The sequence below is a fragment of the Bradyrhizobium sp. WSM1253 genome (assembly GCF_000244935.1).
Taxonomy (GTDB): domain Bacteria; phylum Pseudomonadota; class Alphaproteobacteria; order Rhizobiales; family Xanthobacteraceae; genus Bradyrhizobium; species Bradyrhizobium canariense.
On sequence record NZ_JH600073.1, the window covers coordinates 5,610,429 to 5,632,841 of the forward strand.

A 22,413-nucleotide genomic window follows, 5' to 3' on the forward strand; every position below is an offset into this window, starting at 1 on the left:
TGTCGTGCTACTGCGGCCTACTTCCGCAAAATCTTCGCCAATTCCCCGTGCACGAACTCATTCCCGCACACGACATTGCCCGTCACCAGGGCATCGCCCGGCGTGTCGATGTCGGTGATCGTGCCGCCGGCCTCGCGCAGCATGATCATGCCTGCCGCGATGTCCCAGGATTGCAAATTGCGCTCCCAATAGCCGTCGAGGCGGCCCGCCGCGACGAAGGCGAGGTCGAGGGAGGCGGCGCCGAAGCGGCGCAGGCCGGCGACGCGCTCTTGCATCGCGGTCATCTCGCGGCGGAATTCCTCGTGGTCGCCGCGGCCGATATGGGGCAGGCCGCAGGCCACCACGCATTCGTTGAGCTGGCGGCGGCCGGCCACGCGCAGGCGCTGGTCGTTGAGGAAGGCGCCCTTGCCGCGCTCGGCAATGTAGAGCTCGTCATTGGCGGGATTGTAGATCACGCCGGCGATGATCGTGCCTTCGCGCGAAAGCCCGATCGAGATCGCGAATTGCGGGATGCCGTGCAGGAAGTTGGTGGTGCCGTCGAGCGGATCGACGATCCAGGTGTGGCTCTTGTCGGAGCCCTCGCGCGTGCCGCCTTCCTCGCCGATGAAGCCGTAACCGGGCCGCGCCTTGGCGAGGTCCTGGTAGAGGATCTCCTCGGCGCGCTTGTCGGCCAGCGAGACGAAATTCGCCGGCCCCTTCAGCGAGACCTGGAGATGCTCGATCTCGCCGAGATCGCGCTTGAGGCTGCGGCCGGCGCGGCGCGCGGCCTTGACCATGACGTTGATAGTTGCGGAATACAGCATGAGCTTCCGGTCTTGATCGGGGGAAATGGCGCGAAATCGCACCTGTTTGAGGGATGGGGTGCCCTGCGGGGGCCTCAACGTCAAGTCATTTGGCCCCGAGCCATTTCCTGGCGGCAGCCTCGGCCTTGGCCCGGTCCTCGGCCGGCAGATCGGACAATTGCTTGTCCAGCTCCGGATCGCCCTTGCCGGCGGTCTTGGCCACCAGATGCCATTTGAAGCCCTCGACCTTGTCCACGGCCGTGCCCATGCCGTTGATCAGCACCCAGGCCAGCCGGTTCTGCGCGATCGCGCTGCCCTGGCGGGAGGCCTTGCGGAGCAGGGCTACGGCCGCCGGCTGGTTCTTCGGCGTGCCGGTGCCGTTGAACAGCGCGATGGCGTATTCGACCTCGGCATCGACATTGTCGGTCAGCGTGGCGACCTGGAGCAGACGCACCGCCCGTTCCAAATCCTTCGGCACGCCGGTGCCTTCCTTGTAGAAGGTCGCGAGCGCGTATTGCGCCTCGGGCAGGCCGGCATCAGCCGCCTGGCGCAGCAGCTCGGCGGAGCGCTTGACGTCCTGCGGCAGGGTCTGGCCGTCGAGATAGAGCAGCGCGAGGTTATAGGCCGCCTTGGGCTCGCCGAGCTTGGCGGCGGACGCCATCAGCTTGACCGCCTCGTTTTTGTCGACCGGGCCGCCGCGGCCGGACATTCTGAGCATAGCGAGCGCGAACATCGCCTCGCGGTCGCCGGCGTCGGAGGCGCGCTTGTACCATTGCAGCGCCTTGGCGTAGTCGCGCCGGATTCCCATGGCATTGGAATAGAGCTCACCCAGCATGGTCATCGCCTTGGCATCGCCGGTTTCGGCACGGGCGGTGGCGAGTTCGAAGGCGGTCTTGTACTGGCCGCGCTGATAGGCGCCGTACACCAGATCGACGTTGGGATTGTCGGTCGGAGGCGCAGGGATCACGGTCGCGGCCGGAGCCTGCTTTGGGGAGGCTGAAGGTTTGGGGGACGCTGAAGGCTTTGGTGCCGGGGCCGCTTCCTTCTTCTTGGTGATGGTGTGCGGCGTGGCCTTCGGCTTGTCCTTGGTTTTCTCGGCCGAAGGGCTTGGCGTTGCCACGGGCGGCGTGATCTGGAGCTGCGCGGCCGCGGGCACTGTGAGCAGCAGCGTGGCCAGGATGGTGATGCGCGGGAGCTTCATGACGGGCGCTAGCCGTGCTCCTGACCCGCAGGATTTTGGCCCGCAAGCGCCGTCGCATGAGCATTCTTGATCGCAGCGTCGATCTCGACCAGCGCGGCCTTGGGTCCGCGCGGATCGGCCCAGATCAAGTCGTCCACCAGCACGAAATCGGCGCCGCTGGCGGCGAATTCGCGGGCCTCCTCCAACGACAGGGCAAAGCCGACGCAGGGCGGCTCGAACAGCTCGGCCCACCAGTCCAGCCGTTCGGCGATCGCTTGCGACGACGGCCGCTGGCCCTTTGCGTCGGGCTCGCCGAACAGAACGTAATCCGCGCCGATCTCGCCCGCATCCATGGAATGGTGCCGCGTCGTCAGCCCGCCGACGCCGGCGATGCGATCGGGCTTGAGCGATGGCAGCGCCTCTTTCAGCGCGGCGATGCCGGGCAGGTGCGCGCCGTCGGCGCCGCCGCGTGCGACGAGCTCAGGATGGCCGTCGACGAGCAGCGCGGCGCCCGCTTTCTGAACCGGCGGCGCTAGCGCCTTGATCCGGGAGATCATGGTGCGCTGATCGGTCTCCTTCAGGCGCAGCAGCACGGCCGCGACGTCGGCGGCGGCGAGCAGACCGGGCAGCTCCGTGAGAAGCGAAGCGGGATCGTCGACGACAGGCGTCGCGAGATAAAGGCGCGGCGCCGGGCGCGGCGGAGGAGATTTGTTCGACAAGATCTAGGCCGCTTTCTTTTCCAGGCTGCTTTGCCATTCGCCTTTGGAGGCGAGGCCATTCATTCGCGCGCGGTGACTGAATGCGCTTTGTCCGGCCGCGACGTTCTCGGCTTTGCCCGACCAGGCCTTCTGCGGCGCGGCCTGCAGTGCGCGACCGTAGGAGAAGGTCAGGCCCCAGGGCAGGGGCCCGCGCTTGTGCATGGAGTTGAGATGCGCCGTTGCCTCTTCATCCGACTGGCCGCCGGAGAGGAAGGCGATGCCGGGTACCGCCGCGGGCACGCACGCCCTAAGCAGCCGTATCGTCTTCTCCGCGACCTCCTCGATGGAAGCCTGCTTCGGGCATTTTTTGCCGGAGATGGCCATGTTCGGCTTCAGCACCATGCCCTCGAGCGCGACGCGCTGCACGCGCAATTCCTGAAACGTCTTGTTGAGCACACGGCTCGTCACCTCATAGCAGCGATCGATGTCGTGATCGCCGTCCATCAACACTTCGGGCTCGACGATCGGCACGATCTGCGCGGCCTGGCACAGCGCTGCATAGCGCGCCAGCGCGTGGGCGTTGACGCTGATCGCGGTCATTGAGGGGATGCCGCTGCCGATATCGATCACCGCGCGCCATTTGGCGAAGCGCGCGCCGCGCTCGCAATATTTCTTCAAGCGCTCGGCGAGCTTGTCGAGCCCGACGGTGACGAGCTCTCCCGGGCACATCGGCAGGGGCTGCGTGCCCTCGTCGACCTTGATGCCGGGAATGGCGCCGGTCTGTTCGATCAGCTTGACCAGGGGCGTGCCGTCCTTTGCGTTCTGCCAGATCGTCTCGTCATAGAGGATGACGCCGGAGATGTACCGGCTCATGGCTTCGTTCGAGCGGAACAGCATCTCGCGATAGTCGCGGCGGTTCTCCTCGGTCGATTCCACGCCGATCGCGTCGAAACGCTTCTTGATGGTGCCGGAGGATTCGTCGGCGGCAAGGATGCCCTTGCCGGGCGCGACCAGAGCGGTCGCGATCCTGTTGAGCTCAGTCAGATTCATCGAGATGTCCTCCCAAAACGATTCTGCCCTTGCCGGTGAAAATAGACCGTTCTCGGGCAAATGCCGAGTTAACGTTCGTCGCAGGGTAAGGGGGAGGGCTTGTTCACCTCTCCCCGCCTGCGGGGAGAGGTCGGATCGCCCTTGCGATCCGGGTGAGGGGGTACAGGTCCCGCAGTCATCTCATCTGCGGAGAGAGCCCCTCACCCCAACCCTCTCCCCGCGAAGGGCGGGGAGAGGGGGAGGATAGAGCAGCTTCACGCCACCTTCGGGGCGAGCTCGCCCTTGGCGTAGCGCTTGGCCATCTCGGCCGTGGTCAGCACCTTCTTGATCTTGGAGGCTTGGCCTGCGGTATTGAATTCCTGGAGCCGCTGCTTGCACAGCTTGGTCATCGCTTCCATCGCGGGCTTCAGGTATTTGCGCGGATCGAACTCTTCCGGATTGTCCTTGAGCACTTTCCGGATTTGGCCGGTCATCGCCATGCGGTTGTCGGTGTCGATGTTGATCTTGCGCACGCCGTTCTTGATGCCGCGCTGGATCTCGGCGACAGGCACGCCCCAGGTCGGCTTCATCTTGCCGCCATAGGCGTTGATGATGTCCTGGAGGTCCTGCGGCACCGACGAGGAGCCGTGCATGACGAGATGCATGTTCGGCAGCTTGCGGTGGATCTCCTCGATCACGTTCATGGCGAGGATGTCGCCGTCGGGCTTGCGGGTGAATTTGTAAGCACCGTGAGACGTCCCCATCGCGATCGCGAGCGCGTCGACCTGGGTCTCCTGGACGAACTTCACGGCTTCATCCGGATTGGTCAGGAGCTGGTCGTGGCTGAGCTTGCCCTCGGCGCCGTGGCCGTCTTCCTTGTCGCCCATGCCGGTTTCGAGCGAGCCGAGCACGCCGAGTTCGCCCTCGACCGAGATGCCGCCGAGATGGGCCATGTCGGTCACGGTCTTGGTGACGCCGACATTGTAGCCCCAGTCGCCGGGGGTCTTGCCGTCAGCCTTGAGCGAGCCGTCCATCATGACCGAGGTGAAGCCGGCCTGAATCGCGGTCATGCAGGTTGCCGGCTCGTTGCCGTGGTCGAGATGCACGCAGACCGGGATGTGCGGATAGATCTCGGTCACCGCGTCCATCATGTGCTTGAGCATGACGTCGTTGGCGTAGGAGCGCGCACCGCGCGAAGCCTGGATGATGACGGGCGCGTCGACCTGGTTGGCCGCGTCCATGATCGCCAGCGCCTGCTCCATGTTGTTGATGTTGAAGGCCGGGACGCCGTAATCGTTCTCCGCCGCATGGTCGAGCAATTGACGCAACGTGATCCGAGCCATCTGTGTTTTTCTCCCGTTTGGGCCTGCAAGGCCACTGCTTGAAGGCGGCTGACGACTTGCCGACCGATTACTTGGTGCGCAGAACTTCGACGCCGGGCAGGGGCTTGCCTTCCATCCATTCAAGAAATGCGCCACCGGCTGTCGAGACATAGGTGAACTGACCGGCCACATGGGCCTGATTGAGGGCCGCGACGGTGTCGCCGCCGCCCGCGATCGAGATCAGCTTCTTGGCCTTGGTGCGCTCGGCGGCATGCTTGGCGGCGGACATCGTGCCGCGGTCGAACGGTTGCATCTCGAAGGCACCGAGCGGTCCGTTCCAGACCAGCGTCGCCGCATCGTCGATGGCGGCATGGACACGTGCGATCGACTGCGGACCGACGTCGAGGATCATGCCGTCGGCCGGGATTGCGTCGAGGCCATAGGCGTGCGACGGCGCGTTGGCCGCGAAATGATAGGCGACGGTGGCATCGACCGGCAGGATGATGGCGCAGTTGGCGGCTTCCGCCTTTTCCATGATGCGCAGCGCGGTCGCGGCGAGATCCTTCTCGGCCAGCGACTTGCCGATGCCGACGCCCTGGGCGTGCAGGAAGGTGTTGGCCATGCCGCCGCCGATCACGAGCGCGTCGACCTTGGTCACGAGGTTTTCGAGCAGGTCGATCTTGGTCGAGACCTTGGCGCCGCCGATGATCGCGATGACGGGCTTGGTCGGTGAGCCCAGCGCCTTCTCCAGCGCGACCAGTTCGGCCTGCATGGTGCGGCCGGCATAGGCGGGTAGCTTGTGGCCGAGGCCTTCGGTCGAGGCGTGGGCGCGGTGCGCGGCCGAGAACGCGTCATTGACCCAGATGTCGCCGAGTTTTGCGAGCTCCGCGACAAAGGCCGGATCGTTCTTCTCTTCCTCTTTGTGGAAGCGGGTATTTTCGAGACAGAGGATGTCGCCGTCGTTCAGCGCCGCCACGGCCTTGGCCGCGGGCTCGCCGATGCAGTCGTCGGCGAAGCCTACGGGCTTCTTCACGACCTTCGACAGCGCCTCGGCAACGGGCTTGAGCGAGTCCTTGCCATCGCGCCCTTTCGGCCGGCCGAAATGCGCGAGCAGGATGACCTTGCCGCCCTTGTCGGAGATTTCGGTGATGGTCGGCGCGACGCGCTCGAGCCGGGTCGCGTCGCTGACGCGACCGTTCTCCATGGGCACGTTGAGATCGACGCGCAGCAGGACGCGTTTGCCCTTCACGTCGACGTCGTCGAGGGTGCGGAATTTGTTGGTCATCGGAGGCCCTTGTCCCGGGCGCACCGCGGCGCGTAGTGCCGCCGTGCAGAACCGGGACCCAAATTGCGGCGAGTCCCGCGGTTGAATGGGCCCCGGCTCTGCGACGCAGCGCTTCACGCTGCATCGCGTCCGGGACACGAGAGCGGAGTTAGATCACCTTCGCCATCGCGACGGCGGTGTCCGCCATGCGATTCGAGAAGCCCCACTCGTTGTCGTACCAGGACATCACGCGCACCAGCGTGCCGTTCTGCACCTTGGTCTGGTCCATGTGGAACGTCGAGGAGTGCGGGTCGTGGTTGAAGTCGATCGAGACGTTCGGCGCGGTGGTGTAGCCGAGGATGCCCTTGAGCTGCTGCTCGGAGGCACGCTTCATCGCCTCGTTGATTTCCTTCGGATCGGTGGCGCGCTTGGCCACGATCTTGAGGTCGACGACCGAGACGTTCGGGGTCGGCACGCGGATCGCGACGCCGTCGAGCTTGCCCTTCAGTTCCGGCAGCACGAGGCCGATCGCCTTGGCGGCGCCGGTCGAGGTCGGGATCATCGACATCGCAGCCGCACGGCCGCGATAGAGATCCTTGTGCATGGTGTCGAGCGTCGGCTGGTCGCCGGTATAGGCGTGGATCGTGGTCATGAAGCCGGTCTCGATGCCGACGAGGTCGTTCAGCACCTTGGCGATCGGCGCAAGACAGTTGGTGGTGCAGGAGCCGTTGGAGACGACCAGATGTTCCCGGGTCAGCGTGTCGTGGTTGACGCCGAAGACGATGGTGGCGTCGGCGCCGTCGGCGGGCGCAGAAACGAGAACGCGCTTGGCGCCGGCGGTCAGATGCGCGGAGGCCTTGTCCTTCGAGGTGAAGATGCCGGTGCATTCCATCGCGATGTCGATGCCGAGATCCTTCCAGGGCAGCTTCGAGGGATCGCGCTCGGCGGTCACCTTGATCTTGTTGCCGCCGAGGCTGATCGTGTCGCCATCGACGGTCACGGTGCCGGGGAAGCGGCCGTGGACGCTGTCGAAGCGAAGCAGATGCGCGTTGGTCTCGACCGGGCCGAGGTCGTTGATGCCGACGACCTCGATGTCCTTGCGGCCGGACTCAGCGATGGCCCGCAGGATGTTGCGGCCGATGCGGCCAAAACCGTTGATTCCGACGCGGACTGCCATGTTTCGTCTCCTTCAATGACCGTTGTCATCCCGCACAACGCGCTAGCGCGCCTGCGAGGGTTTTTTTAGGGCGGACGCCCGGTTCGGCCGGGCGGGGCTTGATCATATGAGAGTTAGGTAGTCCTTTTTTTCGGCAATCTCAACTCTCAGGAAACGCGTTTCAGAACGGCGTTAACCGCGGCCTCGGCGGTAATGCCAAAGTGCTGGAATACCTTGTTGAGAGGGGCGCTGGCGCCGAAGGAGTGCATGCCGATAAATTCGCCATCCTGGCCGATGACGGCGTCCCAGCCCCAGCGCACGGCGGCCTCGATCGCGACCTTGATGGGGGCGTTGCCGATGATCTCGTCGCGGCGCTCCTTTGGTTGCGCTAACAGGAGCTCGAGCGAGGGAACCGAAACCACCCGGGTCGGAATGCCGCGCTCGGCGAGCTCCTTCTGGGCGGCCACGGCCATCTCCACTTCGGAGCCCGAGGCGAACAGCGTCGCCTTTGCTTCGCCCTGGGCGGCCACCAGTTCGTAGGCACCAAACCGGCAGGGGCTTTCGTTCGGTGCGGTGGTGCGCAGCTGCGGCAGGTTCTGACGGGTCAGCGCCAGCACCGTCGGGCCGTCGATGCGGTTGAGCGCGAGCTCCCAGCACTCGGCAACCTCGATGGAATCGCACGGGCGGAACACGCGCATATTGGGAATGGCGCGAAGTGCCGAGAGATGCTCGACCGGCTGGTGGGTCGGGCCGTCCTCCCCGAGGCCGATAGAATCATGGGTCATCACATAAACGACCCCGGTCCCCATCAACGCGGCGAGCCGCATTGCCGGCCGCGCATAATCGGTGAACACCAGGAAGGTCGCGCCGTTCGGCGCAAAACCACCGTGCAGGAAGATGCCGTTCATCGCCGCGCACATGCCGTGCTCGCGGATGCCGTAATGGATGAAGCGGCCCTTCGGCGTCTTGGCCGAGAACGCGGTTGCCGACTTCGCCTTGTTGTTGTTGGAGCCGGTGAGGTCGGCCGAGCCCGCCAGAAATTCCATCGGCATCGCGCCAGCAATCACTTCGATCACGGCTTCGGAGGATTTGCGGGTCGCCGCATTCATCGGCTTTTCCAAGAGCTCCTTCTTGTAGCCTTTGAACGCCTTCGCCAGCGCCGCTGGGCGCTCGTGGCGCAGCCGTCGCTCGAACTCGGCGCGCTTGCGGCTGCCGAGTTCGCCGAGCCTTGCTTCCCATTCCTGTCGTGCCGCCGCGCCGCGGCTGCCGGCCGCGCGCCAGGCCTTGAGCACGTCGTCGGGCACCGAGAACGGCTCCAGCGAAATGCCGAGATTTTCCTTGGCGGCCTTGAGTTCGTCGGCACCGAGCGCTTCGCCGTGCACCTTGTTGGTGCCGGCCTTGTGCGGCGCGCCGAAGCCGATGGTGGTGCGGCAGGCGATCAGCGTCGGCTTGTTTGATTTCTGCGCGCGCGTGATCGCGGCTGATATCGCAGCCTGGTCATGACCGTCGATCTTCTCGGCCGCCCAGCCGCACGCCTTGAACCGCTTCACCTGGTCGACGGAGTCGGAAAGCGAGGTCGGGCCGTCGATCGAGATGCCGTTGTCGTCGTAGAGCACGATCAGCTTGTTGAGCTTCCAGTGCCCGGCCAACGCGATCGCTTCCTGCGACACGCCTTCCATCAAATCGCCGTCGGAAGCGATCACATAGGTATGGTGATCGACGATCTTTTTGCCGAACTCGGCGGCGAGCATCTTCTCGGCGAGCGCCATGCCGACAGCGGTGGAAATGCCCTGGCCGAGCGGACCGGTGGTGGTCTCGATGCCCTTGGTGTGGCCGTGCTCGGGATGTCCCGGCGTCAGCGACCCCAACTGGCGAAAGTCCTTGAGCTGGTCGATCGTCATCTCGGGGCTGCCGATCAGATACAGCAGCGAATAGATCAGCATCGAGCCGTGCCCGGCCGAGAGCACGAAGCGGTCCCGGTCCGGCCAGTCCAGCGCGGCGACGTCGAATTTCAGGAATTGCGTGAACAGCACGGTCGCCATGTCGGCGGCGCCCATCGGCAGGCCCGGATGACCCGATTTCGCCTTCTCGACGCCGTCCATGGCGAGGCCGCGGATCGCATTGGCCATACGGTTGTGGTCGACCTGCGTCATGTCTGAAAATCCGTCTGAAATGAGGCGCTTGTGGCTGGATTTGGCCGCGCCGGAAGGAGCCTTTCGGCCGCTGGGGTCGCGGCTGGGATAGCATCTCGGTTCCGACAGGCCAAGGCAATCAAACGCCGGTTTGGCCGCAAAAGTTGCTTAGCAGTGCATAGTTTCGTGGCGGCGTTGCGCTCCGCTAGCTTGCCACGTAAATTTCTGCTTCTAACCGCTTGCCGAACCGAGTCTTTTGCCGGACGGCAAGCCCCCAGGGGATAGGCCACAGGTTCCGCCGCTGACTGCATGAACGATCGCGTATCCAACAGCTCTGCCATGACCGAGTCCTCGGCCGTCGAGATCGAGATCGCGACCCGCAGGCTCATGGCGGCGCTCGACTCGCTCGAAAGCGCGGTGGAGCGGCGGCGCGACGCCGATCGCGACGAGAACGAGCTCGCGGCGCGGATCCAGGCGCTGGGCGCGGACCGCTCGCGGCTTGCCGACGAGCTCGACGGCGCGCTGGTGAAGGCGCGCAAGCTCGAGCGCTCCAGTCGCGAGATCTCCGATCGGCTGGATTCCGCGATCGTCACGATACGTTCGGTGCTCGATACCGGAGAGGACGGATGAGCCACATCAACGTCACCATCAACGGCCGGCAATACCGCATGGCCTGCGAGGAGGGCCAGGAGGTGCGGCTGCTCAAGCTCGCCGAAAGCCTGGAGACGCGGATTCAGTCGCTGCGCGGAAAGTTCGGCGAGATCGGTGATGCCAGGCTCACCGTGATGGCGGCGCTGACCGTCTGCGACGAATTGGTCGACGCCGGCAACCGCATCCGGACCATGGAGCAGGAGCTGACCGAGTTGCGGGATTTCCGCAACGCCGCCGTCGAGCGCGCCCGGTTGACCCAGACCGCGGTCGTGAACGCCCTGAACTCCGCGGCCGAGCGCATCGAGAAATCGACCCAGGTCCTGAACCGCACCGTCGGCAACGGGATCGCCATCGGCTGACCCTTCACCGGGCTGGCGATTCGTCAGCATCGTTGTTACATTGCCCGAGCGGGGCTGCGACGCGCGTCAGGAGCCATTATCCCCGGGGCCTTATCGATCCTTTAGGGAACTGTCCCTGGCCGGGCCCGTGGGCTCGGACATATGGTGCCCACCTACTTTCGTAGGGAACTCCGGGATCGAGTGCTTCAACGGCGTTCGCGGCTTCGCACTTTTGTTTGCTTGGTTTGTGCCTGTTGAAACGACTGCGGCCAATTCAACAGGTGTCATGCCCCGGCTTGACCGGGGCATCCAGTACGCCGCGGCGTCGAAATTTGATTACTGGCGTCTCTGGAATACTGGATCGCCCGCCCCAGTGCGCAAGGGCGCACAAGGCGGGCGATGACAGCGGAGCAAGACTTCGCCTTCGGAGCAAACGCGCATGACCAACACCAAAGCCGAACTCCGTGCCAAAGCCCTCGCGGCGCGCGATGCGCTGAGCGAAAAGAAACGCACCGCCGCCGCCGCCAATCTCGCCAAGCGCGGGCTGCCGTTCCAGCTCCTGCCTGGCAGCATCGTATCAGGCTATTCGCCGATCCGCAGCGAGATCGATCCGATGCCGCTACTGAAGACGCTCGCAGAGCAGGGTGCCAGGCTGGCGCTGCCTTGCGTCACCGCGCGCGGCCAGTCGCTGATCTTCCGCATCTTCAATCCGAACGATTGCCTGATGCTCGGCCCGCTCGGCATTCCCGAGCCGTCGCCTGGGGCCGCTGAAGTCATTCCCGACATCATGCTGACGCCGCTCGCTGCCTTCGATCGTCTCGGCCATCGCATCGGTTATGGCGCGGGGCACTACGACCACACCTTCGCGCATCTGCGAAAAGCCAAGACCATCGTCGGCATCGGGCTCGCTTTTGCAGCGCAGGAGATCAAGGCGGTTCCGGCACTATCCCACGACGTCGCGCTGGATTATGTGCTAACGGAATCCGACGTATTCGATTTCCGGAGTTCTGAAGTTGCGCATTCTCTTCGTGGGTGATGTCGTCGGCCGTGCCGGGCGCAATGCCATCGCCGAATATCTGCCCGGCATGGTCAAGGACTGGTCGCTCGATTTCGTCGTCGTCAACGGCGAGAATTCCGCCGGCGGCTTCGGCATCACGGAAGCGATCTATCAGGAGTTTCTCGATGCCGGCGCCGACGCGGTGACGCTCGGCAATCACTCATGGGACCAGCGCGAAGCACTCGTATTCATCGAGCGCGCCGAGCGTTTGGTGCGGCCGGCGAACTATCCGCGCGGTACGCCCGGCCGCGGCGCCGCATTGGTCGAGACCAAGAACGGCAAGCATGCGCTCGTCGTCAACGCTTTGGGCCGCGTCTTCATGACCCCGTTCGACGATCCCTTCGCAGCGCTGGAGCGCGAGCTCGGCGCCTGCCCGCTCGGCATCGCCGCGGACGCCATCGTCGTCGACTTCCATTGCGAGGCGAGCAGCGAGAAGCAGGGCATCGGCTTCTTCTGCGACGGCCGCGCCAGCCTCGTCGTCGGCACCCACACCCATGTGCCGACCGCCGACCACCAGATCCTGTCAGGCGGCACCGCCTACATGACCGATGCCGGCATGACCGGCGACTACGATTCCATCATCGGCATGCAGAAGGAAGAGCCGCTGCGGAGGTTCACCTCCGGAATCCCGTCAGGCCGCTTCGAGCCGGCGGCGGGCGCGGCGACGCTCAGCGGCGTCGCCGTGGAGACCGATGACGCGACAGGGCTCGCACTGCGGATTGCACCGGTGCGCGCGGGCGGCCGGCTGGAGCCGGCGACGCCGAAATTCTGGTTGAGCTGAGTTCTCGCGTAGCTCGCCACACACTCAGTGTCGTCCTGGCGAAAGCCAGGACCCATTACCACCGGCCGTGGTAATGGGCAGGCTCGCGGTCGAGGGCATCGCGCCAAACAGACAGTTGGGGTAATGGGTCCTGGCTTTCGCCAGGACGACAATGGGGCCTACTCCGCCGTCTGCTCCCTCAACCCCGCCACGTCCTTCGCCGTCAGCTTCGACCCCTTCGTCCCGAACCGCGCCGTGACATAGTTCGCCACCGCCGCGATCTCGTCGTCGCTATACGCCTCACCGAACGCCGGCATCGACAGCGCGCCGTCGGGCGTGTGGCGCTTGGTGCCGGACAGCACAATCTGCGCCACGTTGGTGGCGGCGGGGTCGTTGACGGCCCAGGTGCCGGTCAGCGTCGCCATCGGCGAGACCGGGCTCTCGCCGCTCCAGCCGTGACAGCTGGCGCAGGCGCTGGCGAACATTTTCTTGCCGCGCGCGTCCGCCGTAACGCCGTCCTTGTGCGAGGCGGGCGCAATGGGTGCGATGGTTGCGGGCAGGTCGGGCGAGGGCTGCGGCGGCACGCTGCGCAAATAAGCGACGATGCTGCTTATGTCCTCAGGCGCGAACTGGCTGAAACTGTGGTCGACCGCTTCACCCATCGGACCCGACGCCGAGCCGTGGCCCGGCGCATGGCCGAGCGACAGATAGGAGATCAGGTCCTCGTCGCGCCAGCTGCCGAGACCAGTGGCCTTGTCGGAGGAGATGTTGAAGGCGCGCCAGCCGGCCGTGATCGCGCCTGCAAATTTCTTGCTGTTGTCCAGCGCAAAGCCGAGATTGCGCGGCGTGTGGCATTCGCCGCAATGTGCCAGCGCCTCCACGAGATACGCGCCGCGATTCCACTCCGGGCTCTTCGACGTATCAGGCGCAAAGCGCGTGTCGGGATTGAACACGGCCGACCAAAAGATCATCGCCCAGCGCTGATTGAACGGGAACGACAGCGTGTTCTCCGGCGGCTTCGCGCGCACCGCCGGCAGGCTGAACAGATAGGCCTTCACCGCCAGCACGTCCTCGTCTGTCATATAGGTGTAGGACGTGTAGGGCATCGCCGGATAGAGCCGGGCGCCATCATGGCGCTTGCCGCGCTGGACGGCGTTGAGAAAATCCTGGTCGCTATAATTGCCGATGCCGGTGTCCTTGTCCGGCGTGATGTTGGTGGAATAGAGCGTGCCGAACGGCAGCTTGAAACCGAGCCCGCCGGAATAGTCCTTCTCGCCGGGCTTGGTGTGGCACACCATGCAGTCGGCCGCCTTTGCGAGATATTCGCCGCGTTCGACCAGGCTCGCCTTCTCGAACTTCGCCGGCACGCCGGCCGGCTTGCCGGCACGGTAATCCGCCAGCGCCACCTTGGGGCCGCCGGCGAAGTCGAGCGGGCCGGGCCCGCGGATGATCCAGACGCCTGATACCACCGCGACGATGGCGATCACGACGATGCCAGTGAGGATACGCATCTTGCCGCTCATGCCTTTTTCCCCGCAGCCAGCAGTTTCCGATCGATCGGCAGGCGCCGCAGCGCGACGCCGGTTGCCGCGTAAATGGCGTTGCGCAGCGCCGGCGGTCCGGCATTGACGCCGGCCTCACCGATGCCGCCGGGCGCCTCGCCGCTCTTGACCACGACGACCTCGATCTTCGGCATCTCGTTGATGCGCATCATGCGATAGTCGTGGAAATTCGACTGCTGCACGCGGCCCTTCTCGATGGTGATCTCGCCGTAGAGCGCGGCGGTGAGGCCGAACACCAGGCCGCCCTCGATCTGCGCTTTCACCGTGTCAGGATTGACCGCGATGCCGGTGTCCACCACCGAGACGATGCGGCGGAGCACGATCTCGCCGATATCGTCGATCTCCGCTTCGACCACGGTGGCGAGGAAGCTCGCAAACGACGGCTGCACGCAGACGCCGCGACCGACGCGCGGGGGCAGCGGTTGGCCCCAGCCGGATTTCTCGGCGGCGAGATTGAGCACCGCGAGCATGCGCGGATTCTTCGTCAGCATCGAGCGGCGGAATTCGACCGGATCCTTGCCGGCCTTGCGCGCCAGCTCGTCCATCGCGCATTCGACCGCGAACACGTTGTTGTTCGGACCGACGCCGCGCCAGAAGCCGGTGGGCACCGCCGGCGGTTCGGCGCGGACATATTCGACATGGAAGTTGGCGAAGTCGTAGGGCGCATCCACGGCGGCATCGACCGCGTCGATGTCGATACCCTTCTGGAACGCCGGCGGCAGCCAGCGCGCCAGCACGGCTGAGCCGGCGACCTTGTACTTCCACGCTGCGACCTTGCCGTCGACCAGCGATGCCGTGACCTGGTCGCGATAGACCGGGCGGTAGACGTCGTGCTGGATGTCCTCCTCACGGGTCCATATCACCTTCACGGGATAGTCGACCTGTTTTGCGATCTTCACGGCGGCCACCACCATGTCCGGCTCGAGCTTGCGGCCGAAGCCGCCACCGAGCAGATGCTGGTTGACGATCACCTTGTCGACCGGGAGGCCCGCGGCCTTCGCCGCCTCCGACTGCACGCGCGTCATGATCTGCGTGCCGGTCCAGATCTCGCAGGCTTCAGGCCTGACGTGAACGGTGGCGTTGATCGGCTCCATCGAGGCATGCGCAAGGAACGGCAGTTCGAAGCTCGCCTCGAACCTGTCGCCGCTTGCGAGCCCCTTGGCGATGTCGCCGACCGATTTCGCGACCACGCCGTCCTTCTCGCTGGCGGCGCGCAGATGCTGCCAGATATCCTTTGTGCTGAGCTTCGCGTTCGGTCCCTCGTTCCACTCGATCTTGAGCGCATCGAGGCCTTTCTTCGCGGCCCACATGTGATCGCCAATCACGGCGACCGTGTCCTCGAGCACCACGACCTTGCGCACCCCCGGGATTTTCACCGCCGCGCTGTCGTCGACCTTGCCGACCTTGCCGCCAAAGACCGGGCAATTGGCTATCGCGGCGATCTTCATGCCGGGCAGGATCGCGTCGATGCCGTACACGGCCTTGCCGTTGACCTTGTCCGGCGTGTCGAGCCGCTTCAGCGGCTGGCCGATGATGACGAAGTCCTTGGGGTCCTTGACCGAAACGTCCTTCGGCGGCGTCTGGCCCTGTGCGGCCAGGGCCAGTTCGCCATAGCCGAGCTTGCGGCCGCTTGCGGCATGCACGACCTCGCCTTTCGACGTCGTGCAGCTTGCGGGCTCGACCTGCCATTGCGCCGCTGCGGCCTGCACCAGCATCGCTCGCGCGCTGGCGCCGGCCGAGCGCAAGGGTTTCCACCAGGCACGGATCGAGGTTGAACCACCGGTCGCCTGCAGGCCGAACGCCGGATTGGCGTAGAGCTGGTCGTTGGGCGGCGCGTGCAGCACCGCGACCTTTGCCCAATCGGCATCGAGCTCTTCGGCCAGGATCATCGAAATCGAGGTATAGACCCCCTGGCCCATCTCGACCTGCGGCATCAGGAGCACGGTGCGGCCGGTCTCCTCGATTCGGATAAAGGCGTTCGGCGCGAACTTGCCGTCAGTGGTGTCGCGCGGCTGCTCCGGCTCGTTGACGGCGGCGCGCAGCGGCAGGTGGAAGGCGAGCAGGAAGCCGGTGGCGAGACCGCCGGTCAGAAGCGCACGGCGGGAAACGGCAGGAAGAGTCTTGTCGGTGATCATGGCGGACCTCACGACTGACGGCCGGAGGCGGCCAGCTTGATGGCCTCGCGGATGCGCACATAAGTGCCGCAGCGGCAGATGTTGCCGGCCATCGCGGCGTCGATGTCGGAATCGTCCGGGCTGGGCGTTGCCGCCAGCAGTGCCGCGGCCGCCATAATCTGACCGGACTGGCAATAGCCGCACTGGATCACTTCGGCATCGAGCCAGGCCTTCTGCACCTTTGCGCCGGCCGGTGTGCTGCCGACATGCTCGATCGTGGTGATGGCGCGGTTCGCGACCGCGCTGATCGGCAAGACGCAGGAGCGTACTGCCTTGCCATCGACGTGCACCGTGCAGGCGCCGCACTGAGCGATGCCGCAGCCGAACTTGGTGCCCGTCATCCCAAGGACGTCACGCAGGACCCACAGCAGCGGCATGTCAGGTGGCGCGTCGAACGATTTCGTTTCGCCATTGATGGTGAGAACAGTTGCCATATGCATCCCCTTGCTCGCGCGATCGCTTACGGCGATCTAGTCAGCGAATTTGCGCGCACAATAATCATATCGATGCGAAACGATGAAGCGTCGACATTTCCGGCAATGCATATTTGCGCAGCGAGCGGGTCAGGCCATGACGTTCACGAATTTGTGCGGCGGTCGCTGCAGTGATTTTGGGCTAATTGATATGATAATCGTCATGTTTTGACGCTTTTGCTTCACATGCGCCGTTGATCGCCGCAGATGATCGTGCGAATGCGCAAAATCATGCGATGACGAAAGTCGTGCGATTGTGGAAGTCAGACGGCGACGCGGACTTCTGACGCGATCAATTGCAGCAACTCATTGTTGTGCCCTCTCCCCTTGTGAGAGAGGACAGCGACGCCGGTAGACGCAGGCTCACTCGGGTGAGGGGTCTCTGTCCGCGTATGGGCGCCGTTGTGGATCAACCGACAAAGGGGAGCCTGATCGTGAACGAGGCACCGCCGTGCTCCCGATTACTCGCTGATATGAATCCGTTGTGCGCTTCGATAATGGTGCGCGCAATGGACAAGCCCATGCCCATGCCTTCCGCTTTGCTGGTGTAAAACGGCTCGAAAACCTGTTTCAATTTGTCTTCTGGAATGCCGGGTCCGCGATCTGATACGGATAGCTCGGCAAACTGATCGGCGCGCGCATTCCGGATGCTGATAGTGCGGCTTTCGTGAGACGTGTCCTTCATAGCCTCGACCCCGTTCAGCACAAGGTTCAAAATGACTTGTTGAAGCTGAATGCGGTCGCCGAGGATCGGTAGCGCATCGGACGTGATCACGTTGACCATTTCGAATTTTCGGCTGACGGTTAGCGCCGAAAGAAATCTGACCGTCTCTTGCACTACCTCGTTGAGGTCCAGTTGCTTCAATTCGAACGGCGCCTTCTTTAGGAGGCTGCGCATCCTGCGAATGACCTCGGTGGCGCGCCGGTCATCCTGTAAAATATCGTTCACAATTTCCCTGAGTTCAACAACATCGGAAAGTGCAGCGATATCGGGACGCTGCGATTGCAGGATCGCGGCTGCGGTTTCAGCGTTCGTCAGAATAGACCCCAGCGGCTGGTTGATCTCGTGAGCAATCGAGGCGGTCAGTTCACCAGCGGTCGCGAAGCGATTAACGTGAGCCAGTTCAGTCATGCGCTGTCGCGACTGTACTTCGGCGAATTGCCGACGACGATGTTCAAATAACAAAAGCGCGATCAGTCCCGCTTGCGCGAGGACAAGCGCGATAGTGAATGTGATTTGCCACCAATATCGCTCCCACAACGTGGGCTCCCGGAAGTAGACGGCGCTACCGGGCGGCAGATTGCGCTCGGCAATTCCCCACCGCTGCATTTGTCGCCAGTCGAATATGGGAGATGCAACGTCAACGAATGATGGCTTGATGTCGGCGATCTTTTCGCCATTGAGGATGCGAAGCGCGACCTTGGCGGCTTTGGTGCTTTGCTCAATCACGGAATGCATGGGGCCACCGACGATGCCGTCTCCAAAAAAAGATTGGTCGTGAGTAAAGATCGGCGCGTTGGCCACCTTGGAAAGTTGGAGTAACGCGCCGGGCCCCTCATACGCCACGCCCGCGGCGTCAACATTCAGCAAGAGCCAGAAGATCGCACTATGTGGCGGGAGGGTCGCTGCGTCCTTCTGAATTTCTTCAAATGAAAGTTCATTGTAGTATCGAATTTGTACTCGCCCGGCCAGCGGCGCGGTTCGTCGGCGCGTCTCTTCCAGCCAATACGTTTCGCTTGGAGATGCTCCAATTACGACTGCAATCGTGGTTGTTAGAGGCAAAACACTCAGAATGTTTTCGAAGAACTCGATGGTGTTGTTGGTCGACCCTACCACGGTGTCATTTTCGCCCAATTTATCGAAGGCCACGCGCCGCCGCTCCACAGCCGTCAAGACCATCGGCGTATTTGGGAAAAGCTCTTTTCGGTGTCGCTGGACAAAATTGGCGGCTGGGGCGCCAATGGACATGATTAGATCGGGCGGGTGCTGGGCATTAAGGGCGTGAAGATATTCGACGAACGGACCATCTGATTTGTCGTTACTCAGGCGAGCAACCACAAGCGAGTGGTCCTGAAACTCCACGTTGCTGCGCCGACTTATTTCGGATCGAATGGCCTCTGCATAAACGGTCCAGGGCTTGAACCGAAGGCCGAACGAATGCAGCATCAGAACACGTTTGGGCGCTGGATCAGCTGCATGACTTTGGCCTGTCGTCGCGATCAAAAATGCGACGGTCAACGCAGCGGTGAATCTCCGCACGCGACAGGTTCGCCATGAGTGAGGCAGCCAGAAAAGCATCGCACTCCGAGCCCCGATCCAAGTGGAGTACCGTATCCGCTCGATCAGATTATCAACAAGCGGAGACAAGGGAAACTACGGGGCAATTCTGACACGAACAGTCCGCAAGATTTCATAGCGGGGCGTCGCGCGGTCCCCGCGATACGCCACGTCGTCCAGAGTACCTGCAGACCGATGGCGCAGGGTCGCCATCGTCGGACGGTCACCGCCAGCGCTTGCTTGCGCGCACAGAGGGCCAAGTTGCGCTATCGCCGCGTCGCCACGGATTAATAGGCGCAAATATAGTTCCCGTAAGCATCGTAGCAACTGCGGCGGTACGCAGCAGTGCCAAGGGCAGCCGCGCCGACCGCTGCCGCTCCTACACCGTAGCCTCGATAGCCGTAGCCGCGATAGCCGCCACGATAGCCGTAGCCACGGTAGCCTGCGCCGCGCACTGCAACAGCGCCGCCGCCCCGCGGTCCTCGAACTGCGACCGCACCGCCGCGGTAACCGCCGCCGCCCCGATAGGCACCTCCGCCGCGCCGAGCCTCGGCGTCATCGGGGATCAAGCAGACGATGAGCAAAACGAAAGCGGCAAGAGGAGCGAGAATATAGCGGAGCATGATGGAACCCTTCCATGAATTCATTGAGCCCCGCTCGCGAGATTGCGGCTCCCTGTGCGCGTGGGCTTGATGTAGATCAATCGAACCCGCGCACTGCCACGCCTACGCTATGTTCAGCCGCACCTGAGGCGGCTTCCGTCACCTTTCGGTGACGCAAGTGCGAAGAGGGAGGTCCGCCATGCATCCGAGGAAGCTTCTTTCGATCAAGTCAGCGACGGTCGCGGGCATTGCCGCCAGCGGCCTGCTTGGGCTTGCAACCCTGTCGCTTAGTCCAACCCCAGCCAAGGCTGTGATTTACTGCCAGTACGTAGAATATCCCGCGGGTTGCGTTGCCCGGGCAGGCGTCGTGCTCAGGCCGCGCCCGGTGGCGCGCGCCGCAGTCCGTCATAACGCCGGTGGCAATGCGAATGGTGGCGTCAACCGCGTTGGAGCCGGGCGGTAAAGGCCGGTTTCGCAAGCCAGCAAGAAGCCGTCATCGTTTCGTCCCGGTGGCGGCTTTTCTTGGTCTGGCGGGGATAGTCACTAGTACCGCCGGGGCGGCATTAGGGCATGAAACACACTTGGTATGTCACTTTTGAAGTGCCGCCGGACGGCACACTGTCAAGGCGGCGACATCCGCGTCTAACGAACACGTTTGAAAGCGAAGCAGCAGCTAAGGATTTTGCGCGCACCAAATTCAACGACGGACTGATCGTCACTGCAGGGACTATCATCCCTCACTTTCCGAGAGTGTCGATCCCATCGACCGAAATCCCAACGTGGCTTGAAGCACCGAAACAAGTTGATCCAGATCAATAGCTAGGCCACGGACGCTGGTGACATGCTCTGACGGGGCAGCAACCGGGAGCCTGAACATGAATGAACGTTCGGAGCCGAAACAGGTCTGTCGTCGCAACGCACTCACTTTCCTTGGATACGCAGGGGTGTTTGGGCTTGTGGCTTCGTCCTCAATTTTTGCGGCCTCAGAGGCTGTTGCTCAAACCACCGCGCCAGCCGCCGCGCCTACTACGCCGCCAGTGGACGCGCCTAAGTCGGGTACGGAACGCCGCCAGGAGCGGCGCAGCGGGCGAACAGAGCGGCGGCAGGAGCGCCGCGCCGGCCGCACGGAGCGGCGGCAAGCACGGCGTACGGGACGCGACGAGCGGCGGGACGCACGCGACGGCACCACCACCGGCGCCGCGACGACCACCGAGCAAAAGAAGTAGTCCGTTCATTGCCAAGCACAGCTACCGGGCCACCTCAGCGTAGGCCCGGAACGCCGTACAGCGCGCGGCCTATCGAAATCGGCTTCTCTCGGAAGGGGAGAAGAGGGGCTGAAGATTTCGGAATAATAGCAGTATGCACCTGTTTTGCCCGACGGCGCAACCACTTTACGAGCGCCTAAGCCCACGGATTTATCGGGCACTTAAGCCATTGATTCCGCTCGCCCCGGCTACTGTGCATGGGGTTGTTTTTCAGGTTTTTTTGACCCAAGGGCCGCTGGAGCGGTCCTCAGCTCTGCCGAAAGCCCATCCGGAAGGCGCCCCAGTGCTTGCCGTGGATCATGATCGGTGAGGACAGGTCCTTCATCAGCACGAACTGACCGCCGCCCATGTCGCGGCGATAGGTCTGCAGCAGGAACGGCTTGGTGTTGGCTGCGACCTTCTGCACCGCGCGATCGGTGAACAGGCGGCGGTTGCGGCAATTGGCATTATTCCAGACCGGATCCTTGCCCTGCGGCAGACGGTAGTTCGGGTTGTGCGTTGGCAGATAGCCGCCCTTGGCCCAGGCGACGCAGAACACGATGCGGGGATCGGACTTCTGAATCGGATCCTGGATCGCGGGCAGCACGCGGTCGGTGAAGTCGACATAGCCAGTGTTGTACTGCTTGGGATCGGTGCCGGGGATTTCCCGGTAATTCTCGTCCATGAACTGGTCGAGCGTGATCTCGCCGCGGCCGATGGCGGCTTCGAACTCGTCGGAGATCCGCTTGGCGGTCTCGACCACGATTCGGATCAGCGGCGCATCCGACGTCTCGACGCCGCTGTCGGCGATCAGCGCGATCAGGCCTTCGGACGTGTCGAGCAGTTTGGTCACGCGCTGATCGGCGTTCTTGAGATCGCGCGAGGAGAGGTCGACGCCCTTGGCGAGCTCGTTGAGCTCGCTGATGACGGTGTCGCAATGTCCGAGATTGGAGGTCGCGGCGCGCGTGACGCTGCCGATCTCCGCTTCCACGGAGGCGAAGCCCTGCTGGACCCGCGAGATGATGCCGGAGATCCGCTGGGCGCCTTCGCCGGCCGTCTTCGCGCGCTGCGAGGCATCGCTGCTCTCGCCGATCAGGCCTTCGATCTGGCCGTCGAGATCGCGTACGGTGTCGGAGATCTGGTGTGTGGCCTGGCGGGTGGCTTCCGCGAGGTTCTTGACCTCGCTTGCGACCACCGCGAAGCCGCGGCCGGCATTGCCGGCGCGTGCCGCCTCGATGGTGGCGTTGAGCGCGAGCAGGTTGGTCTGCTTCGCGATCGCCTCGATCGAGCCGGACACTTTTGCGACTTGTGCCAGCGCGGAGCCGACGGCGCTGAGCCGCGCCTCGATCCGCTCCACCGCTGCAACGAGCTCGGAGATGTGGCTGACCGCGGCGTCGACTGCGCCGCGCGACTGCGCGATCTCGCCGACCGCCGCTGACGTGGTCGTCTGCACCGCCTGCGACGCATTGGCGATGTCGTGATTGGCCGAGACCATGGTCTCGGCGGTTTCCTGCAGGTGATGGAACCGCTCCGACTGGTTCGCGACGCGGCTTGCGACTTCCTGGACGTTGCCGGCGATGTCAGCGAGTTCCACGCCGAGGCCGCCGATGCGGTCGGCGAGCTGATCGATCAGCCGTTCGGAAAGTGTTCGGTTGGAGCCGGTGTCCAGTACTGCAAGTTGTACGACGGACATGTCTTGAGAGTCCTCCAG

20 protein-coding genes and 1 other RNA gene are annotated in these 22,413 nt (G+C 63.9%); 7 read left to right on the top strand and 14 right to left on the bottom strand.

The genetic code is table 11. The features are described 5' to 3' along the window. Window positions 1–17: 17 nt before the first annotated feature. From BRA1253DRAFT_RS27845 to tkt, 8 genes are all read right to left on the bottom strand, one after another. Window positions 18–803, bottom strand: coding sequence for an inositol monophosphatase family protein (locus tag BRA1253DRAFT_RS27845; RefSeq protein ID WP_007599929.1), 786 nt, complete (start codon window positions 801–803; stop codon window positions 18–20). An 85-nt stretch (window positions 804–888) separates the two neighbouring features. Next, complete coding sequence (locus BRA1253DRAFT_RS27850) at window positions 889–1,983, bottom strand: tetratricopeptide repeat protein (protein ID WP_007599930.1); 1,095 nt, start codon at window positions 1,981–1,983, stop codon at window positions 889–891. A gap of 8 nt (window positions 1,984–1,991) precedes the next feature. Then, complete coding sequence (locus BRA1253DRAFT_RS27855; protein WP_007599931.1) at window positions 1,992–2,681, bottom strand: thiamine phosphate synthase; 690 nt, start codon at window positions 2,679–2,681, stop codon at window positions 1,992–1,994. Between the two features lie 3 nt (window positions 2,682–2,684). Then, window positions 2,685–3,710 carry a class I fructose-bisphosphate aldolase gene (locus BRA1253DRAFT_RS27860; RefSeq protein ID WP_007599932.1) on the bottom strand — a complete coding sequence of 342 codons (1,026 nt, stop codon included), beginning with the start codon at window positions 3,708–3,710 and terminating at the stop codon, window positions 2,685–2,687. Between the two features lie 254 nt (window positions 3,711–3,964). Beyond that, window positions 3,965–5,032: a class II fructose-bisphosphate aldolase gene (fba, locus tag BRA1253DRAFT_RS27865; RefSeq protein WP_007599942.1), complete on the bottom strand. Its 1,068-nt coding sequence runs from the start codon at window positions 5,030–5,032 to the stop codon at window positions 3,965–3,967. 67 nt (window positions 5,033–5,099) lie between these two features. Continuing rightward, a complete protein-coding gene (gene pgk / locus BRA1253DRAFT_RS27870; RefSeq protein ID WP_007599944.1) occupies window positions 5,100–6,296 on the bottom strand; it encodes a phosphoglycerate kinase in 1,197 nt (398 codons plus the stop codon). Window positions 6,297–6,444: 148 nt separating this feature from the next. Further along, complete coding sequence (gene gap, locus BRA1253DRAFT_RS27875) at window positions 6,445–7,452, bottom strand: type I glyceraldehyde-3-phosphate dehydrogenase (protein WP_007599946.1); 1,008 nt, start codon at window positions 7,450–7,452, stop codon at window positions 6,445–6,447. A gap of 146 nt (window positions 7,453–7,598) precedes the next feature. Next, on the bottom strand, window positions 7,599–9,584 hold the full coding sequence (tkt, locus tag BRA1253DRAFT_RS27880; RefSeq protein ID WP_007599948.1) for a transketolase: 1,986 nt from the start codon (window positions 9,582–9,584) through the stop codon (window positions 7,599–7,601). A gap of 288 nt (window positions 9,585–9,872) precedes the next feature. On the opposite strand from tkt, the gene BRA1253DRAFT_RS27885 reads away from it, so the two are divergent. The 5 genes from BRA1253DRAFT_RS27885 to BRA1253DRAFT_RS27900 all read left to right on the top strand — a co-directional run bounded on the left by BRA1253DRAFT_RS27885 (window position 9,873) and on the right by BRA1253DRAFT_RS27900 (window position 12,390). Then, a complete protein-coding gene (locus tag BRA1253DRAFT_RS27885) occupies window positions 9,873–10,193 on the top strand; it encodes a DUF4164 domain-containing protein (protein ID WP_026232773.1) in 321 nt (106 codons plus the stop codon). After that, on the top strand, window positions 10,190–10,573 hold the full coding sequence (locus BRA1253DRAFT_RS27890; RefSeq protein WP_007599950.1) for a cell division protein ZapA: 384 nt from the start codon (window positions 10,190–10,192) through the stop codon (window positions 10,571–10,573). The genes BRA1253DRAFT_RS27885 and BRA1253DRAFT_RS27890 overlap by 4 nt, the downstream gene beginning before the upstream one ends. A gap of 48 nt (window positions 10,574–10,621) precedes the next feature. Continuing rightward, a non-coding RNA gene (gene ssrS, locus BRA1253DRAFT_RS41780) (6S RNA) lies at window positions 10,622–10,781 on the top strand. Window positions 10,782–10,991: 210 nt separating this feature from the next. Further along, a complete protein-coding gene (locus BRA1253DRAFT_RS27895; protein ID WP_007599951.1) occupies window positions 10,992–11,588 on the top strand; it encodes a 5-formyltetrahydrofolate cyclo-ligase in 597 nt (198 codons plus the stop codon). Further along, window positions 11,566–12,390 carry a TIGR00282 family metallophosphoesterase gene (locus BRA1253DRAFT_RS27900; protein WP_007599952.1) on the top strand — a complete coding sequence of 275 codons (825 nt, stop codon included), beginning with the start codon at window positions 11,566–11,568 and terminating at the stop codon, window positions 12,388–12,390. Before BRA1253DRAFT_RS27895 ends, BRA1253DRAFT_RS27900 begins: the two co-directional genes overlap by 23 nt. A gap of 158 nt (window positions 12,391–12,548) precedes the next feature. Here the strand turns inward: BRA1253DRAFT_RS27900 and BRA1253DRAFT_RS27905 are convergent, their stop codons facing one another. From BRA1253DRAFT_RS27905 to BRA1253DRAFT_RS41785, 5 genes are all read right to left on the bottom strand, one after another. Next, complete coding sequence (locus BRA1253DRAFT_RS27905) at window positions 12,549–13,892, bottom strand: cytochrome c (RefSeq protein ID WP_007599953.1); 1,344 nt, start codon at window positions 13,890–13,892, stop codon at window positions 12,549–12,551. After that, complete coding sequence (locus BRA1253DRAFT_RS27910) at window positions 13,889–16,066, bottom strand: xanthine dehydrogenase family protein molybdopterin-binding subunit (protein WP_007599959.1); 2,178 nt, start codon at window positions 16,064–16,066, stop codon at window positions 13,889–13,891. The genes BRA1253DRAFT_RS27905 and BRA1253DRAFT_RS27910 overlap by 4 nt, the downstream gene beginning before the upstream one ends. 8 nt (window positions 16,067–16,074) lie before the next feature. After that, entirely contained in the window at window positions 16,075–16,539 is a 465-nt protein-coding gene (locus tag BRA1253DRAFT_RS27915) for a (2Fe-2S)-binding protein (RefSeq protein ID WP_198288264.1), read from the bottom strand. Between the two features lie 448 nt (window positions 16,540–16,987). Beyond that, window positions 16,988–18,877 (bottom strand): ABC transporter substrate binding protein, encoded by a 1,890-nt coding sequence (locus BRA1253DRAFT_RS27920; protein ID WP_007599961.1) that lies wholly within the window; start codon window positions 18,875–18,877, stop codon window positions 16,988–16,990. Window positions 18,878–19,143: 266 nt separating this feature from the next. Next, on the bottom strand, window positions 19,144–19,479 hold the full coding sequence (locus BRA1253DRAFT_RS41785; protein ID WP_245285968.1) for a hypothetical protein: 336 nt from the start codon (window positions 19,477–19,479) through the stop codon (window positions 19,144–19,146). Between the two features lie 178 nt (window positions 19,480–19,657). On the opposite strand from BRA1253DRAFT_RS41785, the gene BRA1253DRAFT_RS45355 reads away from it, so the two are divergent. Together BRA1253DRAFT_RS45355 and BRA1253DRAFT_RS41795 are read left to right on the top strand one after the other, a co-directional pair. Then, the gene (locus BRA1253DRAFT_RS45355; RefSeq protein WP_007599963.1) at window positions 19,658–19,921 is read left to right on the top strand and encodes a hypothetical protein; all 264 of its coding nucleotides are present in this window, start codon (window positions 19,658–19,660) and stop codon (window positions 19,919–19,921) included. Window positions 19,922–20,028: 107 nt separating this feature from the next. After that, on the top strand, window positions 20,029–20,277 hold the full coding sequence (locus BRA1253DRAFT_RS41795; protein WP_007599964.1) for a hypothetical protein: 249 nt from the start codon (window positions 20,029–20,031) through the stop codon (window positions 20,275–20,277). A 693-nt stretch (window positions 20,278–20,970) separates the two neighbouring features. Here the strand turns inward: BRA1253DRAFT_RS41795 and BRA1253DRAFT_RS27930 are convergent. Next, window positions 20,971–22,395: a methyl-accepting chemotaxis protein gene (locus BRA1253DRAFT_RS27930; RefSeq protein WP_007599966.1), complete on the bottom strand. Its 1,425-nt coding sequence runs from the start codon at window positions 22,393–22,395 to the stop codon at window positions 20,971–20,973. Window positions 22,396–22,413: the final 18 nt, after the last annotated feature.

Excerpts from the sequence above, each read along its gene's own strand:
- BRA1253DRAFT_RS27845 (WP_007599929.1), bottom strand. The coding sequence starts at position 803 with ATGCTGTATTCCGCAACTATCAACGTCATGGTCAAGGCCGCGCGCCGC.
- BRA1253DRAFT_RS27850 (WP_007599930.1), bottom strand. The coding sequence starts at position 1,983 with ATGAAGCTCCCGCGCATCACCATCCTGGCCACGCTGCTGCTCACAGTG.
- BRA1253DRAFT_RS27860 (WP_007599932.1), bottom strand. The coding sequence starts at position 3,710 with ATGAATCTGACTGAGCTCAACAGGATCGCGACCGCTCTGGTCGCGCCC.
- fba (WP_007599942.1), bottom strand. The coding sequence starts at position 5,032 with ATGGCTCGGATCACGTTGCGTCAATTGCTCGACCATGCGGCGGAGAAC.
- pgk (WP_007599944.1), bottom strand. The coding sequence starts at position 6,296 with ATGACCAACAAATTCCGCACCCTCGACGACGTCGACGTGAAGGGCAAA.
- gap (WP_007599946.1), bottom strand. The coding sequence starts at position 7,452 with ATGGCAGTCCGCGTCGGAATCAACGGTTTTGGCCGCATCGGCCGCAAC.
- tkt (WP_007599948.1), bottom strand. The coding sequence starts at position 9,584 with ATGACGCAGGTCGACCACAACCGTATGGCCAATGCGATCCGCGGCCTC.
- BRA1253DRAFT_RS27885 (WP_026232773.1), top strand. The coding sequence starts at position 9,873 with ATGAACGATCGCGTATCCAACAGCTCTGCCATGACCGAGTCCTCGGCC.
- BRA1253DRAFT_RS27890 (WP_007599950.1), top strand. The coding sequence starts at position 10,190 with ATGAGCCACATCAACGTCACCATCAACGGCCGGCAATACCGCATGGCC.
- BRA1253DRAFT_RS27895 (WP_007599951.1), top strand. The coding sequence starts at position 10,992 with ATGACCAACACCAAAGCCGAACTCCGTGCCAAAGCCCTCGCGGCGCGC.
- BRA1253DRAFT_RS27905 (WP_007599953.1), bottom strand. The coding sequence starts at position 13,892 with ATGAGCGGCAAGATGCGTATCCTCACTGGCATCGTCGTGATCGCCATC.
- BRA1253DRAFT_RS27910 (WP_007599959.1), bottom strand. The coding sequence starts at position 16,066 with ATGATCACCGACAAGACTCTTCCTGCCGTTTCCCGCCGTGCGCTTCTG.
- BRA1253DRAFT_RS27915 (WP_198288264.1), bottom strand. The coding sequence starts at position 16,539 with ATGGCAACTGTTCTCACCATCAATGGCGAAACGAAATCGTTCGACGCG.
- BRA1253DRAFT_RS27920 (WP_007599961.1), bottom strand. The coding sequence starts at position 18,877 with ATGCTTTTCTGGCTGCCTCACTCATGGCGAACCTGTCGCGTGCGGAGA.
- BRA1253DRAFT_RS41785 (WP_245285968.1), bottom strand. The coding sequence starts at position 19,479 with ATGCTCCGCTATATTCTCGCTCCTCTTGCCGCTTTCGTTTTGCTCATC.
- BRA1253DRAFT_RS45355 (WP_007599963.1), top strand. The coding sequence starts at position 19,658 with ATGCATCCGAGGAAGCTTCTTTCGATCAAGTCAGCGACGGTCGCGGGC.
- BRA1253DRAFT_RS41795 (WP_007599964.1), top strand. The coding sequence starts at position 20,029 with ATGAAACACACTTGGTATGTCACTTTTGAAGTGCCGCCGGACGGCACA.
- BRA1253DRAFT_RS27930 (WP_007599966.1), bottom strand. The coding sequence starts at position 22,395 with ATGTCCGTCGTACAACTTGCAGTACTGGACACCGGCTCCAACCGAACA.